Below are 22,038 nucleotides of genomic sequence, written 5' to 3'. Positions count from 1 at the left end.
GGGAGTCAGTAGGGGCGTAGTACTGTTGAAGCTTCTGTAATGGAAGTGGAGGGAAGGCCCCAAGTCTAACATCAATAGTAATCGCTATCCCATGTGGAAAGAGGGCGATAAATTGACTATTGATGATTAGATGGAACGCCGTGTGCGGGGAAACTCGCATGCACGGTGTGGGGTGGGGGAAAAGCTGGAGATCACTTCAAAAGGCTTACCTATCACCATTGGGCACGACGCGAGCAGAAGAGCGTCTGTATTTAACGTGTGCGCAGTCTCGTACGATTTTTGGGCGTTCAAGCTATAATGCCCCTTCACGGTTTATCAACGAAATTTCATCGGATATTTTAGAGCATGTTTCAAAAGCGGGAAGTCGTACGCAAAGCGCAATGCCATTTGGCGCAAGCCGCAATAGTTACGACCGCGCACCATATGCACGTACACAAGGGAATGTACAAAAAATACCACCTGTCACACGTCCAAAGCCAACAGGTGCTGCTGCACTTGATTGGAAAATCGGCGATAAGGTAGAACATAAAGCCTTTGGTACAGGCATGGTCGTTGGCGTGAGTGGTGAAGGGGATGAATTAGAGTTAAAAGTAGCATTCCCGAACGCTGGTATTAAAAAATTACTGGCAAGTTTAGCGCCAATCACAAAGGCGTAATGGAGGTATTATATGAACGAAATCGAACAGCGTATTGCGGAGTTAAATCAATTATTGCACGAGTATGGCTATGCCTATTACGTATTAGATAAGCCACTTGTGCCAGATGCTATGTATGATCAGCTACTACACGAGCTCATCGCATTAGAAGAAGCAAATCCAACCCTTATTTATCCTGATTCGCCCACGCAGCGTGTCGGTGGAGCAGTACTAGAGGGCTTCAAAAAAGTAACACATAATTATCCAATGCTAAGCCTCTCCAATGCATTTAATGAAGCGGATTTGCGCGACTTTGACCGTAAAATTCGTCAAGCAATCGGTGATCACTTTTCGTACGTATGCGAATTGAAAATTGACGGCTTAGCCATTTCCCTTCGCTACGAGGAAGGGCGTTTTGTACAAGGAGCAACACGTGGGGACGGGGTTGTCGGTGAAGACATTACAGCTAATTTAAAAACGATTCGAGCGATTCCTCTTCGTTTAAAAGAATCTGTAACGATTGAAGTGCGCGGCGAAGCCTATATGCCGAAAAAATCATTTGAACGTTTAAATGCAGCACGTGCTGAAAAAGGCGAAGAATTATTTGCGAATCCGCGTAATGCAGCAGCAGGTTCATTGCGTCAATTAGACCCTAAAATTGCAGCAAGTCGTCACTTATCGACATTCATTTATTCGATAGGAGGAGACGGTGAAAGCTATGGCATCGACTCACATGGGGAGATGCTCGATTATTTAGAGAAACTAGGCTTGCCATCCAATCGTGAGCGTCTAGCTTGTGCAACAATTGATGATGTCATGGCGTTTATTAATAAGTGGACGGAAGCAAGACCAAATTTACCATATGAAATTGATGGCATCGTCATTAAAGTAAACCGCTTTGCCCATCAAGATGAACTAGGCTATACAGCGAAAAGTCCGCGCTGGGCGATCGCGTATAAATTCCCTGCCGAAGAAGTAACAACAAAACTAGTCGACATTGATTTAACAGTTGGTCGCACAGGGGTCATTACACCAACGGCCATTTTAGCGCCTGTCCAAGTAGCGGGAACGACAGTGAGCCGTGCGTCGCTTCATAATGAAGACTTAATTCGTGAAAGAGACATCCGCATTGGCGATACGGTCATTATTCGAAAAGCAGGCGACATCATTCCAGAAGTAGTCGGCGTCATTTTAGAACAACGTCCAGCAGATGCGGTGCCGTATGAAATGCCAACAGAATGTATTGCTTGTGATAGTGAGCTCATTCGGGTGGACGGCGAAGTAGCGCTACGCTGTGTCAATCCCGCCTGTCCAGCCCAAATAGCAGAAGGCATTAAACACTTTGTCTCACGAAATGCGATGAATGTCGATGGTTTAGGTGAAAAAGTTGTGGAACAGCTACTGCGTGAAGGCTATATTACGAATGTGGCAGACCTTTACTTACTTCAAGTCGACCAACTTGTGCAACTTGAGCGAATGGGAACAAAATCAGCGACAAACTTAGTAGAAGCACTAGAAAAATCAAAAGACAATTCATTAGAGCGCCTATTATTTGGCTTAGGAATTCGCCATGTAGGGGAAAAGGCGGCGAAAATTTTAGCCGCTGAATACGAAACGATGGATGCACTTATGAAAGCGGATGTAGTGGATTTAACAAACATTCACGAAATTGGCGATAAAATGGCCCAGTCGATCGTCTCCTATTTTGCCAATGAAGAAGTACAAACCTTAATGGCACGCCTCAAAGATATGGGTGTCAATATGATGTATAAAGGGAAAAAGGTTGTCGTGGAGGCGGGCACGAACCCGTTTGCGGGGAAAATGATTGTCCTAACAGGAAAACTTGCCCAATTGACACGCAACGAAGCAAAGGCGAAAATAGAAGAGTTAGGCGGCACTGTAGCAGGCTCTGTAAGCAAGAAAACAGACTTGGTCATTGCAGGTGAAGATGCCGGCTCGAAACTTGAAAAAGCACAAAGCCTAGGTATTGAAATTTGGGATGAAAACCGTCTAATCGAAAATTTACAACAGTAAAGGGGTTTACCTACCATGAAGCGATTTCGCTGGATTTCAGCAATCGTAGCAGGCGTAATGCTAGCAGGCTGTACACCATCTATTAATCCAGATGAAGAAGTCGTACAGGAATCCGATCAAGCTGAAGTTGAAACAACGATTATCCCAAATCTTCCATTAAGCGATCATTATTATAAAACATTAGTTCCATATAAAGAAAGTGCAAGCCGTGGCTTAGTGGTCTCCAATATTTATACAAAGTACGATATGAATGAAGTGGAAACCGGGCTTATGCGCCTTTCGCAAAACGAATTTAATACAGATGATTACTATTTCCAAGAGGGGCAATACCTTTCAGAAGAAACAGTTCGTTACTGGTTAGCGAGGGAAAATCAAACGACGGATAAAGGACCTGAATATCGCGGCTTAAATCCGTCCAGTCTAGATGCAAGTGGCAATGAACTAGATGCCGTTGTCAAAGCCGAAAAAGCACCGGTTTATTTAGCGCATTTAGTCGAGCAAAACTATTTGAAAAAAACAGATGAAAATAAAGTAACGCTTGGCGGGATTTCGATCGGCCTAGCATTAAATTCAATTTATTATTATCAAAAAGAGCAATACGGTGAATACTATGAGCAAAAGATTGATGACGCAGTGTTAGAGAAGGTTGGAAAAGAGCTGGCACAAGAGGTAGTCAATCGCTTACGCCAACGCTCAGAGCTTGCAGATGTGCCGATTTTTATCGGATTGTTTAAGCAAGAAGAACGTAATGCAATCGTGCCAGGTACGTATTTTGCTTATAACGTAGCAGATACTAATTCATCGAATCTAGGAGACTGGACAAGTATTAATGAAAAATACGTGACATTCCCGATGTCTTCACCTCAAGACATTTACCGTGAAGCGAATGATGACTTCCAAAAATTCAAACACGATATTGATAAATACTTCTCCAATTTTACAAGTGTAATTGGCACGGGATTCTATCAAAATAATGGATTAGCGAAATTGAATATTGAAGTACCGATTCAGTTTTATGGGACAACAGAAATTATTGGTTTTACGCAATATTTAACAGGCACGATGCTGAAGTATTTACCGAGGGATGTACAAACTACAGTAACAATCACATCATCAAACGGAGCGGAAGCGCTCATTAAAAAAGAAGCAAATAAGGATGAGCCGTTCGTTCATATTTATGATTAATGTGTCGACTAATTGCTCAAAGGAGTTGTCTCATAATCGTGTGAGATGACTCCTTTCATGCTGTAAAGTAACAAATTGACAATTATACGACCGACATTCGTTGTAGTTTGTGGAATTTTGAACAAAATTGTGATTTTTAAAATCAAAAATGGTATCATTATGGGCGTGGTTATCTGATTGAGCCTAACTTTATAAATAAAAGTAATACATGTTTCTGTAATGGAGGCAGTATGTGAAATATTCGCTAAGATAAGATATGTTCCTCGCTGATTTTTAGCGGATATGTTTTCTATATTTGGAGGTGTAAACATGGCAAAATTAACAAAAGAAGAAGTAAAGCACGTAGCGCATTTAGCACGACTGGCAATTACTGAGGAAGAAGCAGAAAAATTTGCTGAACAACTAGGAAAGATTACAGACTTTGCAGAGCAGCTAAATGAGCTAGATACGACAAACGTTGAACCGACATCACACGTGTTACCACTTGTTAACGTACTACGTGAAGACGTAGCAGGCAATGGTCTACCGCACGAACAAATGATGTTAAACGTAAAAGAGCAAGAAGCTGGTCAAGTAAAAGTACCATCAATTTTAGACTAATCAATAGGAGGCGCACCGCATGACATTATTTGAGCGTTCAGCGAAAGAATTGCAAGAAAGCCTACATAACGGTGAACTAACAATCGCTGAGTTAACAAAAGAAGCATTCGACCGTGTAGAAACACTAGACGGCGATGTACAAGCGTTTTTAGCATTAAATAAAGAGCAAGCAACAGCACAAGCGGCTGAATTAGATCAAGTACCTTTTGAAGAGCGTGGACCACTTTTCGGTCTTCCAATCGGGGTAAAAGATAATATCGTAACAGAAGGCTTAGAAACAACATGTGCTTCTAAAATTTTAGAAGGCTTCATGCCAATTTACGATGCAACGGTTGTGAAAAAACTGCGTGAAGCAGGTATGGTGACAATCGGTAAATTAAACATGGACGAATTTGCGATGGGTTCTTCTAACGAAAACTCAGCATACAAAACAACAAAAAATCCTTGGCATTTAAATCACGTACCAGGCGGTTCTTCAGGTGCATCGGCAGCAGCTGTAGCAGCAGGTGAAGTACCATTCTCACTTGGTTCAGATACAGGTGGTTCAATCCGCCAACCAGCAGCATACTGTGGTGTTGTAGGGATGAAGCCTACATACGGTCGTGTATCTCGTTTTGGTTTAGTCGCATTCGCATCTTCACTGGACCAAATCGGACCAATTACACGCAATGTACGTGACAATGCTTTACTATTAGAAGCGATTTCTGGTGTGGATGAACACGACTCTACTTCAGCAAACGTACCAGTACCGAACTACGCAGAAGCGCTAAACGGCGACATTAAAGGTCTTCGTATCGCTGTACCAAAAGAATTCCTTGGCGAAGGCGTTGGCGAAGCAGCACGTCAGTCTGTGCTAGATGCATTAGAAGTATTAAAATCACTAGGTGCAACAGTAGAAGAAGTATCTCTTCCACACTCTAAATATGCACTAGCTGCTTACTACATTCTTTCATCTTCAGAAGCATCATCAAACCTTTCTCGCTTCGACGGTATCCGTTACGGCTTCCGTGCTGAAGGCGTGAAAAACTTAATGGAGCTTTACAAAGAAACACGTGCGCAAGGCTTCGGTGATGAAGTAAAACGTCGTATCATGCTTGGTACATACTCTTTATCAGCAGGAACGTACGATGCATACTACAAAAAAGCACAACAAGTTCGTACATTAATCAAAGCAGATTACGACAAAGTGTTCGAGGATTATGATGTGATTATTGGACCAACTGCGCCAACACCAGCATTCAAAATCGGTGAAAACGTAAATGATCCATTAACAATGTACGCAAACGATATTTTAACAATTCCAATCAACTTAGCAGGTGTACCAGCGATTTCGATTCCATGTGGCTTCGAAAACGGTTTACCACTAGGCTTACAAATTATCGGTAAACACTTCGATGAAGAAACAATTTACCGTGCAGCATATGCTTATGAGCAAGCAACAGACTTCCATAAGCAAACTCCAGCTCTATGGGAGGGGAAATAATCATGAACTTTGAAACAGTCGTTGGTTTAGAAGTACACGTTGAGTTAAAAACAAACTCAAAAATCTTCTCATCTTCACCAAATCACTTTGGTGCTGAGCCAAATACAAACACAACAGTAATCGACCTTGGTTACCCAGGTGTATTACCTGTGTTAAATAAAAACGTTGTAGATTTCGCGATGAAAGCATCTCTTGCTTTAAACATGGAAATCGAGCAAGAAACAAAATTCGATCGTAAAAACTACTTCTATCCAGACAATCCGAAAGCATACCAAATTTCTCAATTTGATAAGCCAATCGGGAAAAACGGCTGGATTGAAATCGAAATTCCAGCTAAAGGTGAAACACCAGGCTACACAAAAAAAATCGGTATTACACGTCTTCACATGGAAGAAGATGCAGGTAAATTAACACATGGTGATGGCTATTCATTAGTAGACTTCAACCGTCAAGGTACACCACTTGTTGAGATCGTTTCAGAGCCAGACATCCGCACACCAGACGAAGCGTATGCATACCTTGAAAAACTAAAATCGATTATCCAATATACAGGCGTTTCTGACTGTAAAATGGAAGAAGGTTCTCTACGTTGTGATGCGAACATTTCTTTACGTCCTTATGGTCAAGAAGAATTCGGTACAAAAACAGAGCTGAAAAACTTAAACTCATTCAACTTCGTACGTAAAGGCTTAGAGCACGAAGAAATCCGCCAAGCAGAAGTATTAATGGCTGGTGGTGTGATTGAGCAAGAAACACGCCGTTTTGATGAGAAAACAGGTAAAACAATCCTGATGCGTGTAAAAGAAGGAACAGACGATTACCGTTACTTCCCAGAGCCAGATTTAGTACGTCTTTCGATTTCGGATGAGTGGGTTGAACGTATTAAAGCGTCGATTCCAGAGCTTCCGGATGCTCGTAAAGTACGCTACGAAGCAGAGCTTGGCTTAACAGCTTACGATGCTGCAGTACTTGTTATTAACAAAGAGATCTCAGACTTCTTTGATGCAATGGTAGTAGCTGGTGCAGATGCGAAACTTTCTGCCAACTGGTTAATGGGTGACGTTTCTGCTTACTTAAATGCAGAGCAAAAAGAAATTAGTGAAACAGCGTTAACACCAGAAAACCTTGCAGGCATGGTGAAATTAATTTCTGACGGTACAATCTCTTCTAAAATTGCGAAGAAAGTATTCACGGAGTTAGTAACAAACGGTGGCGATGCTGCGAAAATCGTGAAAGAAAAAGGCTTAGTACAAATCTCTGATCCAGAAGTGATCCGCGGCTTTGTTACACAAGCTTTAGATAACGATGAAAAATCAGTAGCAGACTATAAAGACGGAAAAGAGCGTGCATTAAAAGCGCTTCTTGGTCAAATTATGAAAGCGTCTAAAGGTCAAGCAAACCCACAATTAACAAACCAAATTCTTTTAGAAGAAATCAACAAACGTTAATGATGAAAGAACAGTGACGAGCAATCGTGACTGTTCTTTTTCTTTCTCTAAAAATGAAAGATTGTTTATAATGAATAACAGTAGGGGGGATTTCACGTGAAAACAGAACAACAATATTTTGACGAAGCGATATCGATTGCAAGTTATATGGACAATATGTCGCAATTCAAAGAACAAAGCATGGCGATTTATCAGCAATTTGACGTATCAAATGACGATTTCATTCAGCGCTTAAAGGAAAAAAATCTGCACATTTTAACGATTACCGAAGATTGGTGCGGCGATGCGATGCTGAACAACCCGATTATCCGAAAAGTAGCAGAAGCAGCAGACATGGAGATGCGTACAGCTCTTCGTGATGCGGATACTGAGTTAATTGATCGCCATTTAACGAATGGTGGACGGGCGATACCGATTTACTTATTGTTAAATGAAGCAGGGGAAATTGTCTCGAAATGGGGACCACGTGCACCTGAATTACAGCAGATGGTAGAAGAGGCGCGAGCGGGTCTACCACAGAAGGACGACCCAACCTTTGAGGAAGCACAAAAGGATCTATATAAGAATTTACTTCAGCAATACGCAAGCAATCAAAAGCTTTGGTCGTATGTTTATGAAGATTTCAAAAAACAAGTGACAGCGGCGTTAGTATAGAAAATGTAAAATTCCCCATTCACTATTTGCGGTGAATGGGGAATTACTTTAACCCCACTTTTTAATTTGCTCCTCTGCCCCATAAACAAAATGGTGAGGACGAACCTCGTGCATATTTTCTCTTGCAGTCGTTTCTTCATGTTCATAGGGGATGCGCTGACGACAACTTTCGAAGAGTGGATCTGGTTGAGGCACAGCCGATAATAATGATTGCGTATATGGATGAATTGGGCGATGATAAATTTCCTCTGCAGGACCTAGCTCCACAATTTTTCCTCTATACATAACCGCAATTCGGTCGCTAATGTATTTCACCATGGACAGGTCATGGGCAATAAATAAATACGTTAATTTCAGCTCCTTCTGAAGCTGCTTTAATAAATTAACAACTTGTGCTTGAATGGAAACATCTAGTGCAGAAATCGGCTCATCTGCAATAATAAAGCTAGGATTCAAGCTAAGTGCACGGGCAATCCCGATACGCTGCCGCTGCCCACCAGAAAACTCATGCGCATATCGATTAGCATGCTCACGATTTAACCCTACAGCCTCTAACAATGAGGCAATTTGGTTAGCCCGCTCTGCTTTATTTTTATACAGTCCATGAATATCAAATGCCTCGCCTATCGCTTCACCAGCTGTCATACGAGGATTTAATGAGGCATAAGGATCTTGAAAAATCATTTGCATGTCACGGTTAAACTGCCGTAAGTCCTTTTTAGATTGAATCGCACTCACGCTTTTTCCCTTAAAAATAATTTCACCTTCTGTCATATCATAAAGGCGAATGATGGAACGACCCGTTGTTGATTTACCACAACCTGATTCACCAACCAGCCCAAGTGTCTCTCCCTCATACACATCAAAGCTTACCCCATCCACCGCTTTAATCGGCTGTTTCTTTGTTCCGAAGTATAGCTTTAAGTTCTTCACCTCTAAAATTTTATTCGGCATAATTTTTCGCCTCCTGCAAATAGCCATCAATACGCCTAGAAACTAGAGGCGGCATTGGAATTTTCGGTGCCTCTGGATGTAATAACCATGTTTTAGCAAAATGCGTATCCGACACTTGAAACATCGGTGGCTCCTGTACATAATCAATGGCAAGTGCAAACTCATTCCGCGGGGCAAAGGCGTCTCCTTCCGGTGGATCAATCAGGTTAGGAGGGGAGCCTGGAATGGCGCGTAATAGCTCATCTGAATCATTATTTAAATCAGGCATGGAGCCGAGCAAGCCCCACGTATAGGGATGCTGTGGATTGTAAAATATGTCATTTACGGTGCCATACTCCACAATTTGCCCAGCATACATCACAGCGACACGATCTGCTACGTTCGCCACAACGCCCAAATCATGTGTAATAAAAATAATCGACGTATGCTTCTTTTTTTGGATTTCCTTCATGAGTTCTAAAATTTGCGCTTGAATCGTCACATCCAGTGCCGTAGTCGGTTCATCTGCAATTAAAAGCTTTGGGTCTGCTGCTAAGGCAATCGCAATCACAACACGCTGGCGCATCCCACCACTTAGTTCATGTGGATACTGGCGAAAACGTTTTTCAGGGAGTGGAATGCCGACCTGTGATAATAATTCAATCGCTCGCATTTTTGCAGCACGACGAGAAATTTTTTGATGCTTTAATAGCACCTCTGTAATTTGACGACCGACACGCATCGTAGGATTTAGCGCGGTCATCGGATCCTGGAAAATCATCGCCATGTCTTTTCCACGAATTTTTGACATTTCCTTTTCCGTTAGTTGAACTAAGTCCCGCCCTTGAAACAGTATTTGACCACCTTTATACATACCAGGAGGCTGCGGAATGAGCTTCATTAAGGCATTACTCGTGACACTTTTTCCAGAACCAGATTCTCCGACAATCGCAAGTGTTTCTCCTTCTTTTAGTTCAAAGTTTACGCCCCGTACCGCCTGAACGATGCCGGCAAATGTTTTAAAATGGACGTGTAAGTCTTTTACTTCAAGTAGTTTACTCATTACAAATCCCCCTTTATTTTCGTAATTTCGGATCTAGTGCATCACGAAGACCGTCTCCAACGGCGTTAAATGCAAAAATGGTTAACGAAATAAAGAAAGCAGGGAAGAATAACCGCCACGGTGCAGATAGTAAAGCTTTACTCCCTTCCGATGCCATCGTTCCCCAGCTTGCTTTTGGAAGGCTAACACCTAAGCCTAAATAGCTTAAAAATGCCTCTGTAAAAATGGCAACAGGCACCGTTAAGGTCATCGTTACTAAAATCGCACCAAGCGCATTTGGAATTAAATGTCGTTTGATTAAATGCCATTTACCTGCACCTAAAGTACGCGAGGCCAATACATATTCTTGGTTTTTAATGGATAACACTTCACCGCGTACAATGCGCGCCATATTAATCCAGCCTGTAATCGATAGCGCAATAATCATAGGAATTAAACCAGGCTCCATGACGACTAGTAAAATAATGACAACGAGTAAGTGAGGGACAGCAGTTAATACATCAGCAATACGCATCATTATATTATCGACCCGCCCCCCCGCTAGGCCTGCAATACTTCCCCATAAAACACCGACAATTAAATCGATAAAGGCAGCAGCTAATCCGATAAATAAAGAAATGCGCGCCCCATACCAGATACGGACAAACATATCACGAGCTAAATCATCTGTACCGAACCAATGAGTAGCAGAAGGGGCACTATTATAAAGTCCTAATTGATCACTATATTTATAGGGAGAAAAAATAGGAACGAAAATAGCCATTAGCCCAATCAATACTAAAAAGATTAATCCTAAAATGGCGAGTTTATTTTGAGAAAAACGGAGCATGACTTCCTTCCAAAAGGATACCGATTTCTCAGAAAGTTTGTCTGCCTCATGAATGCGACTACCAACAATGTGAAACATCTCTGGTGAAAAGTGATCGCTATTAGGATTGTGTTTAGTCATTATTTTTTCGCTCCCTTCAGTTTAATTCGGGGGTCGATTACGCTATATAAAATATCAATGATTAATACACAGAAAAGTAGAATGATGGAGTAAAAAACAGTGGTGCCCATAATGACGGTGTAATCACGATTCGTAATACTCGTGACAAAATGACGACCTAAACCGGGAATCGCAAAAATATGTTCGATGATAAAGCTACCTGTAACGACAGCGGCAGTTAATGGCCCTAAATAGGTGACGACAGGCAATAAGGCGTTACGAAGTGTATGTTTGAAAACGGTTGTCCATTTGCCAATTCCCTTTGCACGCGCGAGCTTTACATAATCACTATGTTTATGTTCGAGCATGCTGGAACGAGTAAGCTTGGCGATAAAGCCTGCCTGCGTGAGTGCAATCGCTGTGGCAGGTAAAATACTATACGTAAAACCTTTCCAACCACTTACAGGGAACAAATGGAGTTTAAACGATAAATAGTATTGTAATAAACCTGCTAAAATAAAGGACGGAACAGAAATGCCTAAAATGGCAATGATCGTTGAAATATAATCAGGCAATTTATTGTGATAAAGTGCAGAAATAATGCCTAATAAAATCCCAAATGATATCGCGAGTAGCATCGCTTCAATACCAAGCATGAACGAAATAGGGAAGCTTTCGAAAATAATGTCATTTGTCGAACGACCTTTATATTTCATCGATTCACCAAAATCGAATGTCAGCGTGGAAATCAAATAATCTTTATATTGAATGTACCAAGGATTATCTAAACCGTATTTCGCGTTTAATTTTTCTTCAATGGCGGGGGGAAAGTCACGTTCACTAGCAAAAGGACTACCAGGGGCTAATTTCATTAAAAAGAACGTCGCAGTAATAATTAAAAATAAGGCTAATAAAATATAAACGAGACGCTTCACAATATAATGTAACATTCTATGACCTCCTCGCTATTTATTTTTATAACTCGTAATGGGCAAATTTTAAAACATATATTACCATTTTAGTACACGTTGCTTTCCGCTCCGGCACTCGCTTTCCACGGGCGAGCATCAAGCCTCCTCGTCGCTCATGCTTCAGTGCTCCTGTCGCTGCGCTTTCGTCGCAAATAAATTTCCTGCGGGGTCTTGATTGTCTCGCTTTTCTCGTAGGAAGCTTTGCTCTGTAGCGAAAGGCGCATGCCGTCAGCTACACTCTCGTGCCTCCGCTACAAGCAACTATTGTTCAATAAAAAATGAATTGCTGAAAAATAATAAATATCCTCATAGATTACAGGAGTTAGGTGCCGATATGTGTAAATGAAAAGAAAATGATTTCTTTTAAGGAAGAGAATTGTTTTTCTAGCAGATTGAGAAGTATTTACTTTTGCCGTAGCGCGCCATAGCCACAGGAGCCGTAACAGGAGATCCAAACAGGCCGCGCCTGTTTTAGCTCCTGTGTAGGCTGTGGCAAAGCGCGGAGGCTAGGATACATACCTCTTACCATTCAACTGGCATTTTTAGGATGAGTTTTTATTCATTACGAGTTTATAAAAGTAAGAAAGGCTGCCTGAACCGATCTCTCGATTATTTGCAGCCTTTCTGTATACTTCTGACACGTTAAATATTATTTTGTAATATCAACGTATTTTAAGTTAATATTGCCTAATGCATCAGGCTTCATATTTTGTACATAATCTTGTTTTACATAAAGATTAGTATAGTAATAAATTGGTGCCACAGGTAATTCAGCCATGAAAATCTCTTCTGCTTGTAATAAAAGCTCTAAACGTTTTGCAGGGTCAGTCTCCGTTTTAGATTGAGTTAATAATTTTGTGTACTCAGGATTTTCCCAGCCTGTATCATTATTGCCGTTTTGAGCAGAGTCATATTGCTCTAAGAATGTGTAGGAATCGTTATAGTCAGCAATCCAACCTAAACGCCCAATTTGATAATCTAAATTACTCAGCTTATCTAAATACACTTGCCACTCCGCATTATCTAACTTTACTTGAATGCCTAAGTTTTTAGACCAGCCCTCTTGAATGAATTGTGCAATCGCAGAGTGTGCTTCACTTGTATTGAAGGAAAGTGTGATTTCCAGCTCACTTGGATCAGATAAACCAAGTTCTTTTAAGCCTTCCGCTAAAGCAGCTTTTGCACCTTCAATATCATTATCCTTGTAGTAACCCGCATCATCGCCAAATCCTTCAACCGAATTTGGTACTAAGCCTAAAGCCGGTACTTGCTCACCTTTTGTAATGTTTTTTAGTAAGTTTGTACGGTCAATAGCTAGCGTTAACGCTTTCCGGATATTCGCGTTAGACATCACTTTGTCTGTCGTATTGAACTTATACATATAGACGCCCGTATAATCAGCGATCTGCAATGTCCCTTCAGATTTTAAACGCTCGATCGCATCTAATGAAATCGCACCAAAAGAAGTACCTAAGAAATCAATTTCACCAGAATCGAATTTCGTAATTTGCGTTACTTCAGACTCAACCATTTCGATATTGACTGCGGATAACTTGACTGTTGCTGCGTCCCAATATTGCTCGTTTTTCTTTAACATCATCGAACCACTATGCTGCCAATCAGCTAATGTAAATGCACCGTTTGATACATAGCCTTCCGCTTCTGTATACCATTTTGAATTCGCTTCAGCAGTCGCTTTGTGAATAGGATAATACGTTTTGAAAGCAACTAATTCTAAGAAGTAAGGTGTCGGTGCTTCTAACGTAACTTCAATCGTTTTTGGATCAATGACGCTAATGCCAACATCTTCTGCTGCACCTTGTTCTAAGTTATACGCTTCTGCCCCCTTAATCGGGTAAAGAATCGAGGCATATTCCGATGCGTTTTCAGGATTTAATGCAAACATCCAAGCATAGGCATAGTCCTCAGCAGTGACTGGGTCACCGTTAGACCATTTTGCATCACGTAAAGTGAACGTATACGTTAATAAATCATCACTAACCTTGAAATCTTCTGCCCCTGTTAACTCCGGCTCACCATCAACCAGTGTAACTAATCCTTCAAATATATTTTGAAGAATTAATCCGGAAGTTGTATCTGTGGCCAATTGTGGATGTAGGGATGGTGGTTCTGAAGCAACTAATAAGTTCAACTCTTTTTCGGCAGGTGCTTCTGTTGTTGTCCCATCATCTGTTTCCTTTTCCTTGTCTGTTGTCTCTTCTCCATCAGAGTTACAAGCAGCAAGAATAGCAGCGAAGGTTAGTGCCATAAACAACAGTAAAAACTTGTTCCATTTCATAGAGTGCCCTCCTTAAATTTATAGTTGAATCAATTTTCAGAAAAATGAATACAGGTCTATTCGAATTTCTAAAAAAGAGAATCTAGTTTGAAGAGTTTTTATAAAAATGGAAATTCAGTAGGGTATAAAAAATATTTAAAAATACCCATAATAGAAAATTGTATAGTATTAAAATTAATTGTATTACAGTAAAATTAAGATTATGAATAGAGTGCAACTTTTTTTGTAAAATATCGTAAATAGTATAAAGAAAATAAACTTGTGAGATGATGAAAATGAAAAGAGCTAGAATAATTTATAATCCTACATCTGGACGGGAAGCGTTTAAAAAACACTTGCCAGAAGTATTAGAAAAGCTAGAAGTAGCGGGCTATGAAACATCTTGTCACGCTACAACTGGTGAAGGCGATGCGACCAATGCAGCCAAAAGTGCAGTAGAACGTGGTTTTGATATCATTATTGCAGTTGGTGGAGATGGTACATTAAACGAAGTCGTTGCAGGTATTAGCCAATATGAGAATCGTCCAAAGGTTGGCCTTATTCCAATGGGGACGACAAATGACTTTGCGCGTGCTGTCCACATTCCACGAAAAATCGATGAGGCTGTCGACATTATACTGGCAGGCGACACGATTCCGGTGGATGTCGGTTTAATGAACAACGAAAAGTATTTCATTAATATCGCAGCGGGTGGTCGCTTAACAGAGCTGACATATGAAGTCACGAGTAAGATGAAAACGATTCTTGGACCAGTTGCCTATTACATTAAAGGCATTGAAATGATTCCGTCCATTAAAGCGACGCATATGCGTCTTGAGCTGGATGATGAGGTGTTCGACGGAAACAAGATGATGTTCTTATGTGCACTCACGAATTCGGTTGGTGGCTTTGAGCGTATTGCCCCTGATGCCTCGATTAATGATGGCTACTTTACAGTGATGGCTTTAGAGGAATGCTCATTGCCGGAGTTTGGACGAATTATTACACTTGCTGCGAGAGGGGAGCATTTAAATGATCCCCGCGTCATTTATCGTAAAGCAAAGCGCGTAAAAGTCACAACAAACGCAGAGGTCCATTTAAATTTAGATGGCGAATACGGCGGCGATGCACCAGCCGAATTCGTCAACTTAAAACGCCATATCGAAGTGTTTGTACCAATCAATGAAATTCGCGACATTGATCGTGTCTAACAAAAAAAGCTTGTAAAACATTATGTTTTACAAGCTTTTTTCGTCGTTGGACGGAGAGATCTGATTCAAAACAGACGGCTCGAGCAAAACAACAGGCTATCCGAGCAAAAGACTGCTGTATCTGATCAAAACCAACGAAATCCACTCCAATTGATTATAAAAATGCACTTTTTCAATGCGCATGCTACAATAGAAGAATTGAAATGAGGGGGCGGATTTTTATGAGCGCACCGGTAAAAAAGAATGACCGTGCAACAGTTTATATAGAAGATTTAACACACGATGGGAATGGTGTAGCGAAAGTCGATGGCTATCCGTTATTTATCCAAGGGGCACTACCACAAGAAACGGTGGAAGTGCATGTATTAAAAACATTAAAAAACTACGGCTTTGCCAAAGTGATCAACATAATTGAGCCATCACCAGACCGAGTAGAAGCACCGTGCGAATATTTCAAGCAATGTGGCGGCTGCCAATTACAGCACCTATCGTACGAAGGACAACTAAAATGGAAACAAAAAATGGTCGAAAACGTCATGAAACGCCTCGGCAAAATTGACGCACCCGTGCATCCAGTAAAGGGGATGGACAACCCTTGGAATTACCGCAATAAAGCACAAATTCCATTTGCACAAGGGGAAGAGGCAGCGATTGCAGGCTTTTACAAAACAAAGTCGCACAACATTGTGGATATGGAACGTTGTCTGATCCAAACAGGGGAAGCTGATGCGATTTTAGCTGGGCTTAAAAAAGAGCTCGCAAAACTTGGGCTTCAACCGTACAATGAAGCATCACATAGCGGTCAGTTACGCCATGTCGTTGTAAGAAAAGGGCGTGCAACCAATGAAGTAATGGTCGTGCTTGTGACAAAATCACGTAAATTCCCGCAAAAAGAGGCGGCAATCGAAGTGATTCAGCGTCTTGTACCGAATGTTACGTCTATCGTTCAAAACGTAAATGGCGAGAAAACAAATGTAATCTTTGGGGATACAACGATTACATTATGGGGCAAAGAGTCGATTGAAGATCGAATTGGCGATGTCCGCTTTGAAATTTCAGCCCGTTCGTTTTATCAAGTAAACCCTGAACAAACAGAAGTGCTATATAAGCAAGCACTTGACTATGCACAGCTTGAAGGCAATGAGCGTGTTATCGATGCTTACTGTGGGATTGGCTCTATCTCCCTATTTTTAGCGCAAAAAGCAGGCTTTGTGATGGGTGTTGAAATCGTATCGCAAGCGATTGAGGATGCAAAACGCAACGCCGAGTTAAATGGCTTTACCAATACGTATTTTGAAGCCGGCGCAGCTGAAGAAGTCATTCCACGCTGGTACAAGGAAGGCAAGGAAGCAGATGTCCTCGTAGTTGACCCACCACGTAAAGGCTGCGACGAGGCACTACTCAACACGATTATTGAGCAAAAACCAAAGCGTGTTGTCTATGTGTCATGCAATCCAGCCACATTAGCCCGCGACCTTCGCATTCTAGAAGACGGTGGCTACAAAACACAAGAAATTCAACCAGTCGATATGTTCCCGCATACGACGCATTGCGAAGCTGTTGCTTGGTTGGAGTTAGTATAATGAAAAAGAACGAATTTCCGATGGTGGAATTCGTTCTTTTTTGTTGAAGTTATTGAACTAACTGGGCAGAGTAGCTCATAATGGGCTAGAAAAATTATTGGCTTTGCCGTAAGGTGAGATTTTATGCAGTTTTAATTTAATCCTACTCATCAGATTTTTGAAATCTTATTCTATCCTTATTTGTTAGAATCCCATTATTTACTTTTCTTATATGCCATTTTTTAATATTTCGTAGTGTTCAAAAGCAAAAGGCAATCCGTTTGCAGTAGCTATGTCACTGCTATTCAAAACAGCTATAATCCCACAAGTTTTTGTGGAATCATAGCTGTTTTTTAATCACTAGGCAACAATTATTGAGAAAACAGCCTTATTTAATAATAACTACTTTGGTTGTCGGTTTTATCTTAAAATGTGTAAGATTCGCCATCATCAGGAACTAGAACATTAGAGTAGATTTCTTTTTCATGAATAAAGCTTTTTAATTCTTCTCTAGATAATGTCCAGTGGTTAACAGCTTCCATATGGACAGAAATAATTTTTGCGTTAGGTGCAGCCTTGTATACTTCATAAATATCATCTTTACCCATTACAAGGGAACCACCTTGTAGGAATTGATTATCTCCACCATTAACCACTATGATTTCTGGTTTGTGTGTTTCGATTACATCCTGAACAGCTCCATACCATACCGTATCTCCGGCTACATATAGTGTTTTTTCATTTGAATGTTTAAAGACAACACCGCACACTTGTCCGGCAAGTTGAATCATTTCTCCTCTTCCATGCTCACCTTCTGTTTTAATTAATTGGATGCCCTCAAATACTGTTTCTTTTTGTAAAACCTCTACGTTTTGGAATCCGGCATTTTGAATTTCTTTTGCGTCTTCTTCATTTTGAGCAAATAGTTTAATTTCTTTTGGCAATGCTTCTTTAGCAGCATCATCCCAGTGGTCTAAATGTAGATGCGTGACAATGACAGCATCAATATCAGATATAATATTATCAATAGACGTTGGTAAACTGACTAAAGGATTATTTTGATTCTGCCTTAATGCATCGGGAAAGCCTACACTAGGTCCAAAAGGTGGATAAGTGCCTTTCTCTGCTAACATTGGATCGATTAAAAACTTTTTCCCTGCGTATTCTACAACTATTGTTGCATTACGAATGTGATGTATGTGCATATTTATTTGCTCCTTTTTTTTGAGATTTTCTTTGAACAATGTATATTTTATAGTAGGACCTATTAAGCGATACACAGATTAAATAAAGTCTTTTGCCCTTTTGACTTTATTAATGAAAGGAGTTAAATAAATGTTAGATGGAACGGATAAACTTATCATAGATGAACTATCTAAAAATAGTCGTATTACTATGAAGGAACTGGGGGAGAAAGTCCATTTGACTGGACCAGCTGTTTCAGCTAGAGTCGAGAAATTAGAGGATAATGGAATAATTGAAGGTTATACAATTAAAGTTAATCAGACCAAATTAGGTTGTTCTATATATGCTTTTATTACTATCATTACACAGAGCACTTTTCACCAACCTTATCTCTCATTTGTAAAAAATCAAGAGAAGTATATTATAAATAACTATAAAATTAGTGGAGATGGTTGTTATCTCCTTGAATGTAGATTTCCATCCAATGAAATATTAGATCAATTTTTATTAGACCTAAACAAGTATGCAAATTATAAACTATCAATTGTTGTTAATAAGTATTAATGTAAGTTTGTAATTTGTGAAAAGTCCACTTCAACTAACAGGGAGCGTTAGTTGAAGAAAAGATTGTTTGAATATAAATAAAAAGACTAGATTCTACTATAGTAGGACAAAGCCAATTAATTAAATCCACCAGCACCCTATGTGTTACTACATACACTCTGTACATTGTGAAGCAGTAGCGTGGCTTGAACTAGCTGACTAATCCCTATTTAAGCTTGTTTTTCAATGTACGCTTTATTTTTGGTATAGCTAACTTAATATTCGTCGAAACATAAAAAGCAGACGGTTTAGAAGTGCTGGTATCGCACCTCTAATTGGCCGTCTGCTTTTATTATTAAAGTGAGCTAATATGGTTGGTATTAGAACTTTACTTCATAGTTAATTTGAGGGTTTGTAGAGAATAAAATTTCATTTTACCTCTCTGTGAAATGCCTTGTCAATAATAAATTTGTGAATTTATAAAAAAATGTTATAATAGTCTTAGAATTATTTTTTGAAACGTATTTCGAATTCCGCTGCCTTTTTTACAGATAGAATTTGGATACGTTTTTTTATATCGTTTTTGGGAAAAATAAAAAAATTCGAACATTTATAGAAGGAGGGCTAGAATAATGAATCTAATCAATAAGAAAGTTACACACAAGCTTTTTGGCATGGGGAGTATAGTTAAACAAAATGATTCCATTATTGAAATACATTTCGCATCGGAAAATAAAATGTTTGTTTTCCCCGATGCATTTGAAAAGCACTTAAAACTACAGGATAAAAGTGATGCTAGTTCACTTGATAAAATTATACAAAAGCGGGAAATGGAACGAAAAGAGGTTGAATGGAAGAAGGAAGAGGAAAGAAAACAACAACGAAAAAAACTGGAACTTCGCTGGGAACACGAAAAATTGATGAAACATCATAAACTTCATCCAGAATCACAAATGGTTTTTTGGTGTGACATAGAAGAACAGAATCGTGCTTTTTCAGAGTGGAACGTTTTTTCGGGCGCAATCAAAAGTGGAAATAACAAAGGGAAGCCAAACAAGCCGAGCCGTTTGCACCAAAATAGCGCTGTCCTGTTAACGGCAATAGATGCCAGCAAGCCTGAAAAAGATAGACGTATATTAGGTGTCTATATGGTAAATGAGGATTTTATCGGTAAGCTTTGTGAAGATGGAAATATTCCTGCTCATTCAAAATATAAGCTTCAACTTACGGAGCAGGAATCGGATCAGTTACTTTTCTGGAAATATTACATGAACAAAAAATCCCCTCAAACAATGTCATGGAATACCGGCAAATATCGTTATTTTGATAATTTATGGATGGCTCAAATTTTGCTTGATATCGTTTCGCTGAAAAGTGACCCAAAGGAACGAGAGCTAGCACAACAATTTTTGAAACATTTTTGTAAAATGAATCAAATAACAGAGCAAGAGTTACCAAAGCCTAATGGTGCATTAATGCATAGTTAGACGTTACCCAAAAGATAATAACAATGACACGGGACTAACACATTTTCCAGTCCTGTTTGCTATTAAACCCACCAGTACCCCATGTGTTGCCACATAGAATATTATAATGCGGTCGTTTGGGTGGAGTTAGCTTAATGAAATAAAATAAACAAGCAGACAGTTTAGAAGTGCGAGGATGCATTTCAAAACCGTCTGCTTTTACGTTGATCCTAGTGTTCAATCAGGTAAGAATGGTGGCAAAAAGTATCGTTATAAATTAATTGAAGAAACAATAGATGACGTTACATGATTGTCCAACTGAGTGTTGCCTCTAAAAGCCCCCTATTTTTGTCCATCGTAATGTTGACATCCCATTTCATAAATAAGTTTTCTGAATATTATAATGGATAATTTACCCATGTAGTGTATATTTAGAATAAATCATACTAAATAAATACGCAGGAATGGCTGCGTTTATTGGAAGGAATGTACAATGAGAAGGATTATTTTATCGACAGAGAGTGGAGCGGATTTACCGAAGGACCTGGTTGAAAAATATCAAATTCAAGTAGTACCGATGCACGTCATTATGGATGGGAAGGATTATTTAGATGGTGAGCTATCGGTAGAAGAAGTGTTTGAGTATCATAGTCGCACCAAGAAAATACCATCTACAACTGCAACGAATGTACATGAGTATCATGATTTATTTACAAAAATTAGAATGAATTTCCCTGATAGCATCATTATTCATATTGGTTACACATCAAAAGCATCTGCTTCTTTTCAAAGTGCGTTAATTGCAGCGGAAGATTTTGAAAATCTTTACCTAATTGATACGTTAAACGTGACAGGTGGATTAGGTGCCATCGTGATGTATGCAGTCACACTGCTTGAGGAAGAAGCGTCCATTGACGATGTGCACTTAATAGAAAAAATAGAAGCCGTCGTTCCTAAAACAAGGCTGGCTTTCATTCCTGGCAGTTTAGACTTTCTAAGAGCGGGTGGACGGGTAAGTAACATTGCTTATATTGGAGGGTCATTGTTAAAAATAAAGCCGTGCATCGAATTAAAAGAAGGAAAGCTTGTGTCAACTAGAAAATATCGTGGGAATATGAGCATCGTTGCGGAAAAACTGATGCGTGATTACTTAAACGAATACGACATTGATCGAAAACAACTATATTTAATCTACTCTATCGGACTTGATGAAAATGTTAAAAGACGAATGGAGGAAATCGCAAAGGAAACAGGTTTCGAAAATGTAACGTGGATGCAAGCAGGTGCAATGATTTCTACCCATGCGGGACCTGGAGGATTTGGCATTGCAGGGTTAGAACAGTAGAAAGCGTTTTGAAAAAACATTCTTCACATATAAACTTACAGGTGTGTTGATTATCAAAATAAGAAGCATGTTTTTTTATATAAAACGTAATCCAAAATAACTCGCGAGTTGATTGAAGCCGAATGGAGCGGAAATCAACGTTTCACACGATTATATTAACAACAAAAGGTAAAATGACACGCTTGGTCATTTAATTTCTTTTTTTGTTGTGCTTTCCTCTTTTAAAATATTGTACAGTCGCTTTAGCTCATGCAAGATGACGCTTGTTTACGAACGACCACTTTAGTCACACAGAATGTATCACTATAACTCATATTGCCACCACATCGTAAAAAGCTATGATCCAAAAGAATATAAATTGAATTATTAAAATCCGACACTTAAACGATATATATTTGGGTAAAAAGTTATGTGTAAAAATATGTAAAATAAATCATTTGGCACCACAAGCTGAAAGAGAAATGAATACATAGACTAAAAAATTTAAAGAAAAAACAGAAGATTATGTTATAAT

Annotated in this window: 18 protein-coding genes; 12 read left to right on the top strand and 6 right to left on the bottom strand. The window is 39.7% G+C overall.

The window, feature by feature from the left end; genetic code table 11:
* Window positions 1–218 precede the first annotated feature (218 nt).
* The 7 genes from ACQQ2I_RS17795 to ACQQ2I_RS17765 all read left to right on the top strand — a co-directional run bounded on the left by ACQQ2I_RS17795 (window position 219) and on the right by ACQQ2I_RS17765 (window position 8,039).
* A complete protein-coding gene (locus ACQQ2I_RS17795; RefSeq protein WP_431028095.1) occupies window positions 219–656 on the top strand; it encodes a hypothetical protein in 438 nt (145 codons plus the stop codon).
* Window positions 657–668: 12 nt separating this feature from the next.
* Window positions 669–2,669 (top strand): NAD-dependent DNA ligase LigA, encoded by a 2,001-nt coding sequence (gene ligA, locus ACQQ2I_RS17790; RefSeq protein WP_431028094.1) that lies wholly within the window; start codon window positions 669–671, stop codon window positions 2,667–2,669.
* A gap of 15 nt (window positions 2,670–2,684) precedes the next feature.
* On the top strand, window positions 2,685–3,854 hold the full coding sequence (locus tag ACQQ2I_RS17785; RefSeq protein ID WP_431028093.1) for a CamS family sex pheromone protein: 1,170 nt from the start codon (window positions 2,685–2,687) through the stop codon (window positions 3,852–3,854).
* 309 nt (window positions 3,855–4,163) lie between these two features.
* Window positions 4,164–4,454 (top strand): Asp-tRNA(Asn)/Glu-tRNA(Gln) amidotransferase subunit GatC, encoded by a 291-nt coding sequence (gene gatC, locus ACQQ2I_RS17780; RefSeq protein WP_431028092.1) that lies wholly within the window; start codon window positions 4,164–4,166, stop codon window positions 4,452–4,454.
* A 19-nt stretch (window positions 4,455–4,473) separates the two neighbouring features.
* Window positions 4,474–5,937: an Asp-tRNA(Asn)/Glu-tRNA(Gln) amidotransferase subunit GatA gene (gene gatA / locus ACQQ2I_RS17775; protein ID WP_431028091.1), complete on the top strand. Its 1,464-nt coding sequence runs from the start codon at window positions 4,474–4,476 to the stop codon at window positions 5,935–5,937.
* Between the two features lie 2 nt (window positions 5,938–5,939).
* Window positions 5,940–7,385, top strand: coding sequence for an Asp-tRNA(Asn)/Glu-tRNA(Gln) amidotransferase subunit GatB (gatB, locus tag ACQQ2I_RS17770; RefSeq protein WP_431028090.1), 1,446 nt, complete (start codon window positions 5,940–5,942; stop codon window positions 7,383–7,385).
* Between the two features lie 96 nt (window positions 7,386–7,481).
* The gene (locus ACQQ2I_RS17765) at window positions 7,482–8,039 is read left to right on the top strand and encodes a thioredoxin family protein (RefSeq protein ID WP_431028089.1); all 558 of its coding nucleotides are present in this window, start codon (window positions 7,482–7,484) and stop codon (window positions 8,037–8,039) included.
* A gap of 48 nt (window positions 8,040–8,087) precedes the next feature.
* On the opposite strand, the gene ACQQ2I_RS17760 is transcribed toward ACQQ2I_RS17765, so the two are convergent.
* The 5 genes from ACQQ2I_RS17760 to ACQQ2I_RS17740 all read right to left on the bottom strand — a co-directional run bounded on the left by ACQQ2I_RS17760 (window position 8,088) and on the right by ACQQ2I_RS17740 (window position 14,233).
* Complete coding sequence (locus tag ACQQ2I_RS17760; RefSeq protein ID WP_431028088.1) at window positions 8,088–8,993, bottom strand: ABC transporter ATP-binding protein; 906 nt, start codon at window positions 8,991–8,993, stop codon at window positions 8,088–8,090.
* On the bottom strand, window positions 8,983–10,035 hold the full coding sequence (locus ACQQ2I_RS17755) for an ABC transporter ATP-binding protein (RefSeq protein ID WP_431028087.1): 1,053 nt from the start codon (window positions 10,033–10,035) through the stop codon (window positions 8,983–8,985). The genes ACQQ2I_RS17760 and ACQQ2I_RS17755 overlap by 11 nt, the downstream gene beginning before the upstream one ends.
* Before the next feature lie 13 nt (window positions 10,036–10,048).
* Window positions 10,049–10,984, bottom strand: a complete 936-nt coding sequence (locus ACQQ2I_RS17750; protein WP_431028086.1) for an ABC transporter permease — start codon at window positions 10,982–10,984, stop codon at window positions 10,049–10,051.
* A complete protein-coding gene (locus tag ACQQ2I_RS17745; RefSeq protein WP_431028085.1) occupies window positions 10,984–11,913 on the bottom strand; it encodes an ABC transporter permease in 930 nt (309 codons plus the stop codon). The genes ACQQ2I_RS17750 and ACQQ2I_RS17745 overlap by 1 nt, the downstream gene beginning before the upstream one ends.
* A gap of 670 nt (window positions 11,914–12,583) precedes the next feature.
* Window positions 12,584–14,233, bottom strand: coding sequence for a peptide ABC transporter substrate-binding protein (locus ACQQ2I_RS17740; RefSeq protein WP_431028084.1), 1,650 nt, complete (start codon window positions 14,231–14,233; stop codon window positions 12,584–12,586).
* Window positions 14,234–14,508: 275 nt separating this feature from the next.
* On the opposite strand from ACQQ2I_RS17740, the gene ACQQ2I_RS17735 reads away from it, so the two are divergent.
* Both ACQQ2I_RS17735 and rlmD read left to right on the top strand, forming a co-directional pair.
* Window positions 14,509–15,423 (top strand): diacylglycerol kinase, encoded by a 915-nt coding sequence (locus tag ACQQ2I_RS17735; protein WP_431028083.1) that lies wholly within the window; start codon window positions 14,509–14,511, stop codon window positions 15,421–15,423.
* Between the two features lie 221 nt (window positions 15,424–15,644).
* Window positions 15,645–17,006, top strand: coding sequence for a 23S rRNA (uracil(1939)-C(5))-methyltransferase RlmD (gene rlmD, locus ACQQ2I_RS17730; protein WP_431028082.1), 1,362 nt, complete (start codon window positions 15,645–15,647; stop codon window positions 17,004–17,006).
* Window positions 17,007–17,410: 404 nt separating this feature from the next.
* Here rlmD and ACQQ2I_RS17725 read toward each other — a convergent pair whose 3' ends face one another.
* On the bottom strand, window positions 17,411–18,190 hold the full coding sequence (locus tag ACQQ2I_RS17725; protein WP_431028081.1) for an MBL fold metallo-hydrolase: 780 nt from the start codon (window positions 18,188–18,190) through the stop codon (window positions 17,411–17,413).
* A 130-nt stretch (window positions 18,191–18,320) separates the two neighbouring features.
* Between ACQQ2I_RS17725 and ACQQ2I_RS17720 the strand changes: the two genes are divergently transcribed.
* The 3 genes from ACQQ2I_RS17720 to ACQQ2I_RS17710 all read left to right on the top strand — a co-directional run bounded on the left by ACQQ2I_RS17720 (window position 18,321) and on the right by ACQQ2I_RS17710 (window position 21,524).
* Window positions 18,321–18,734, top strand: coding sequence for an Lrp/AsnC family transcriptional regulator (locus ACQQ2I_RS17720; protein WP_431028080.1), 414 nt, complete (start codon window positions 18,321–18,323; stop codon window positions 18,732–18,734).
* A 611-nt stretch (window positions 18,735–19,345) separates the two neighbouring features.
* Window positions 19,346–20,200, top strand: a complete 855-nt coding sequence (locus ACQQ2I_RS17715; RefSeq protein WP_431028079.1) for a malate synthase — start codon at window positions 19,346–19,348, stop codon at window positions 20,198–20,200.
* Between the two features lie 472 nt (window positions 20,201–20,672).
* Complete coding sequence (locus ACQQ2I_RS17710) at window positions 20,673–21,524, top strand: DegV family protein (RefSeq protein WP_431028078.1); 852 nt, start codon at window positions 20,673–20,675, stop codon at window positions 21,522–21,524.
* Window positions 21,525–22,038: the final 514 nt, after the last annotated feature.

It is taken from the genome of Lysinibacillus sp. LZ02 (assembly GCF_050613145.1).
In the GTDB taxonomy this organism is placed as follows: domain Bacteria; phylum Bacillota; class Bacilli; order Bacillales_A; family Planococcaceae; genus Lysinibacillus_B.
The sequence above is the reverse complement of the archived record's forward strand: the minus strand, read 5'-3'. Positions and strand labels throughout refer to the sequence as shown.

Excerpts from the sequence above, each read along its gene's own strand:
- ACQQ2I_RS17785 (WP_431028093.1), top strand. The coding sequence starts at position 2,685 with ATGAAGCGATTTCGCTGGATTTCAGCAATCGTAGCAGGCGTAATGCTA.
- ACQQ2I_RS17715 (WP_431028079.1), top strand. The coding sequence starts at position 19,346 with ATGAATCTAATCAATAAGAAAGTTACACACAAGCTTTTTGGCATGGGG.
- ACQQ2I_RS17760 (WP_431028088.1), bottom strand. The coding sequence starts at position 8,993 with ATGCCGAATAAAATTTTAGAGGTGAAGAACTTAAAGCTATACTTCGGA.
- ACQQ2I_RS17720 (WP_431028080.1), top strand. The coding sequence starts at position 18,321 with ATGTTAGATGGAACGGATAAACTTATCATAGATGAACTATCTAAAAAT.
- ACQQ2I_RS17735 (WP_431028083.1), top strand. The coding sequence starts at position 14,509 with ATGAAAAGAGCTAGAATAATTTATAATCCTACATCTGGACGGGAAGCG.
- ACQQ2I_RS17745 (WP_431028085.1), bottom strand. The coding sequence starts at position 11,913 with ATGTTACATTATATTGTGAAGCGTCTCGTTTATATTTTATTAGCCTTA.
- ACQQ2I_RS17750 (WP_431028086.1), bottom strand. The coding sequence starts at position 10,984 with ATGACTAAACACAATCCTAATAGCGATCACTTTTCACCAGAGATGTTT.
- ACQQ2I_RS17755 (WP_431028087.1), bottom strand. The coding sequence starts at position 10,035 with ATGAGTAAACTACTTGAAGTAAAAGACTTACACGTCCATTTTAAAACA.
- ACQQ2I_RS17710 (WP_431028078.1), top strand. The coding sequence starts at position 20,673 with ATGAGAAGGATTATTTTATCGACAGAGAGTGGAGCGGATTTACCGAAG.
- gatB (WP_431028090.1), top strand. The coding sequence starts at position 5,940 with ATGAACTTTGAAACAGTCGTTGGTTTAGAAGTACACGTTGAGTTAAAA.
- ligA (WP_431028094.1), top strand. The coding sequence starts at position 669 with ATGAACGAAATCGAACAGCGTATTGCGGAGTTAAATCAATTATTGCAC.
- gatC (WP_431028092.1), top strand. The coding sequence starts at position 4,164 with ATGGCAAAATTAACAAAAGAAGAAGTAAAGCACGTAGCGCATTTAGCA.
- rlmD (WP_431028082.1), top strand. The coding sequence starts at position 15,645 with ATGAGCGCACCGGTAAAAAAGAATGACCGTGCAACAGTTTATATAGAA.
- gatA (WP_431028091.1), top strand. The coding sequence starts at position 4,474 with ATGACATTATTTGAGCGTTCAGCGAAAGAATTGCAAGAAAGCCTACAT.
- ACQQ2I_RS17725 (WP_431028081.1), bottom strand. The coding sequence starts at position 18,190 with ATGCACATACATCACATTCGTAATGCAACAATAGTTGTAGAATACGCA.
- ACQQ2I_RS17740 (WP_431028084.1), bottom strand. The coding sequence starts at position 14,233 with ATGAAATGGAACAAGTTTTTACTGTTGTTTATGGCACTAACCTTCGCT.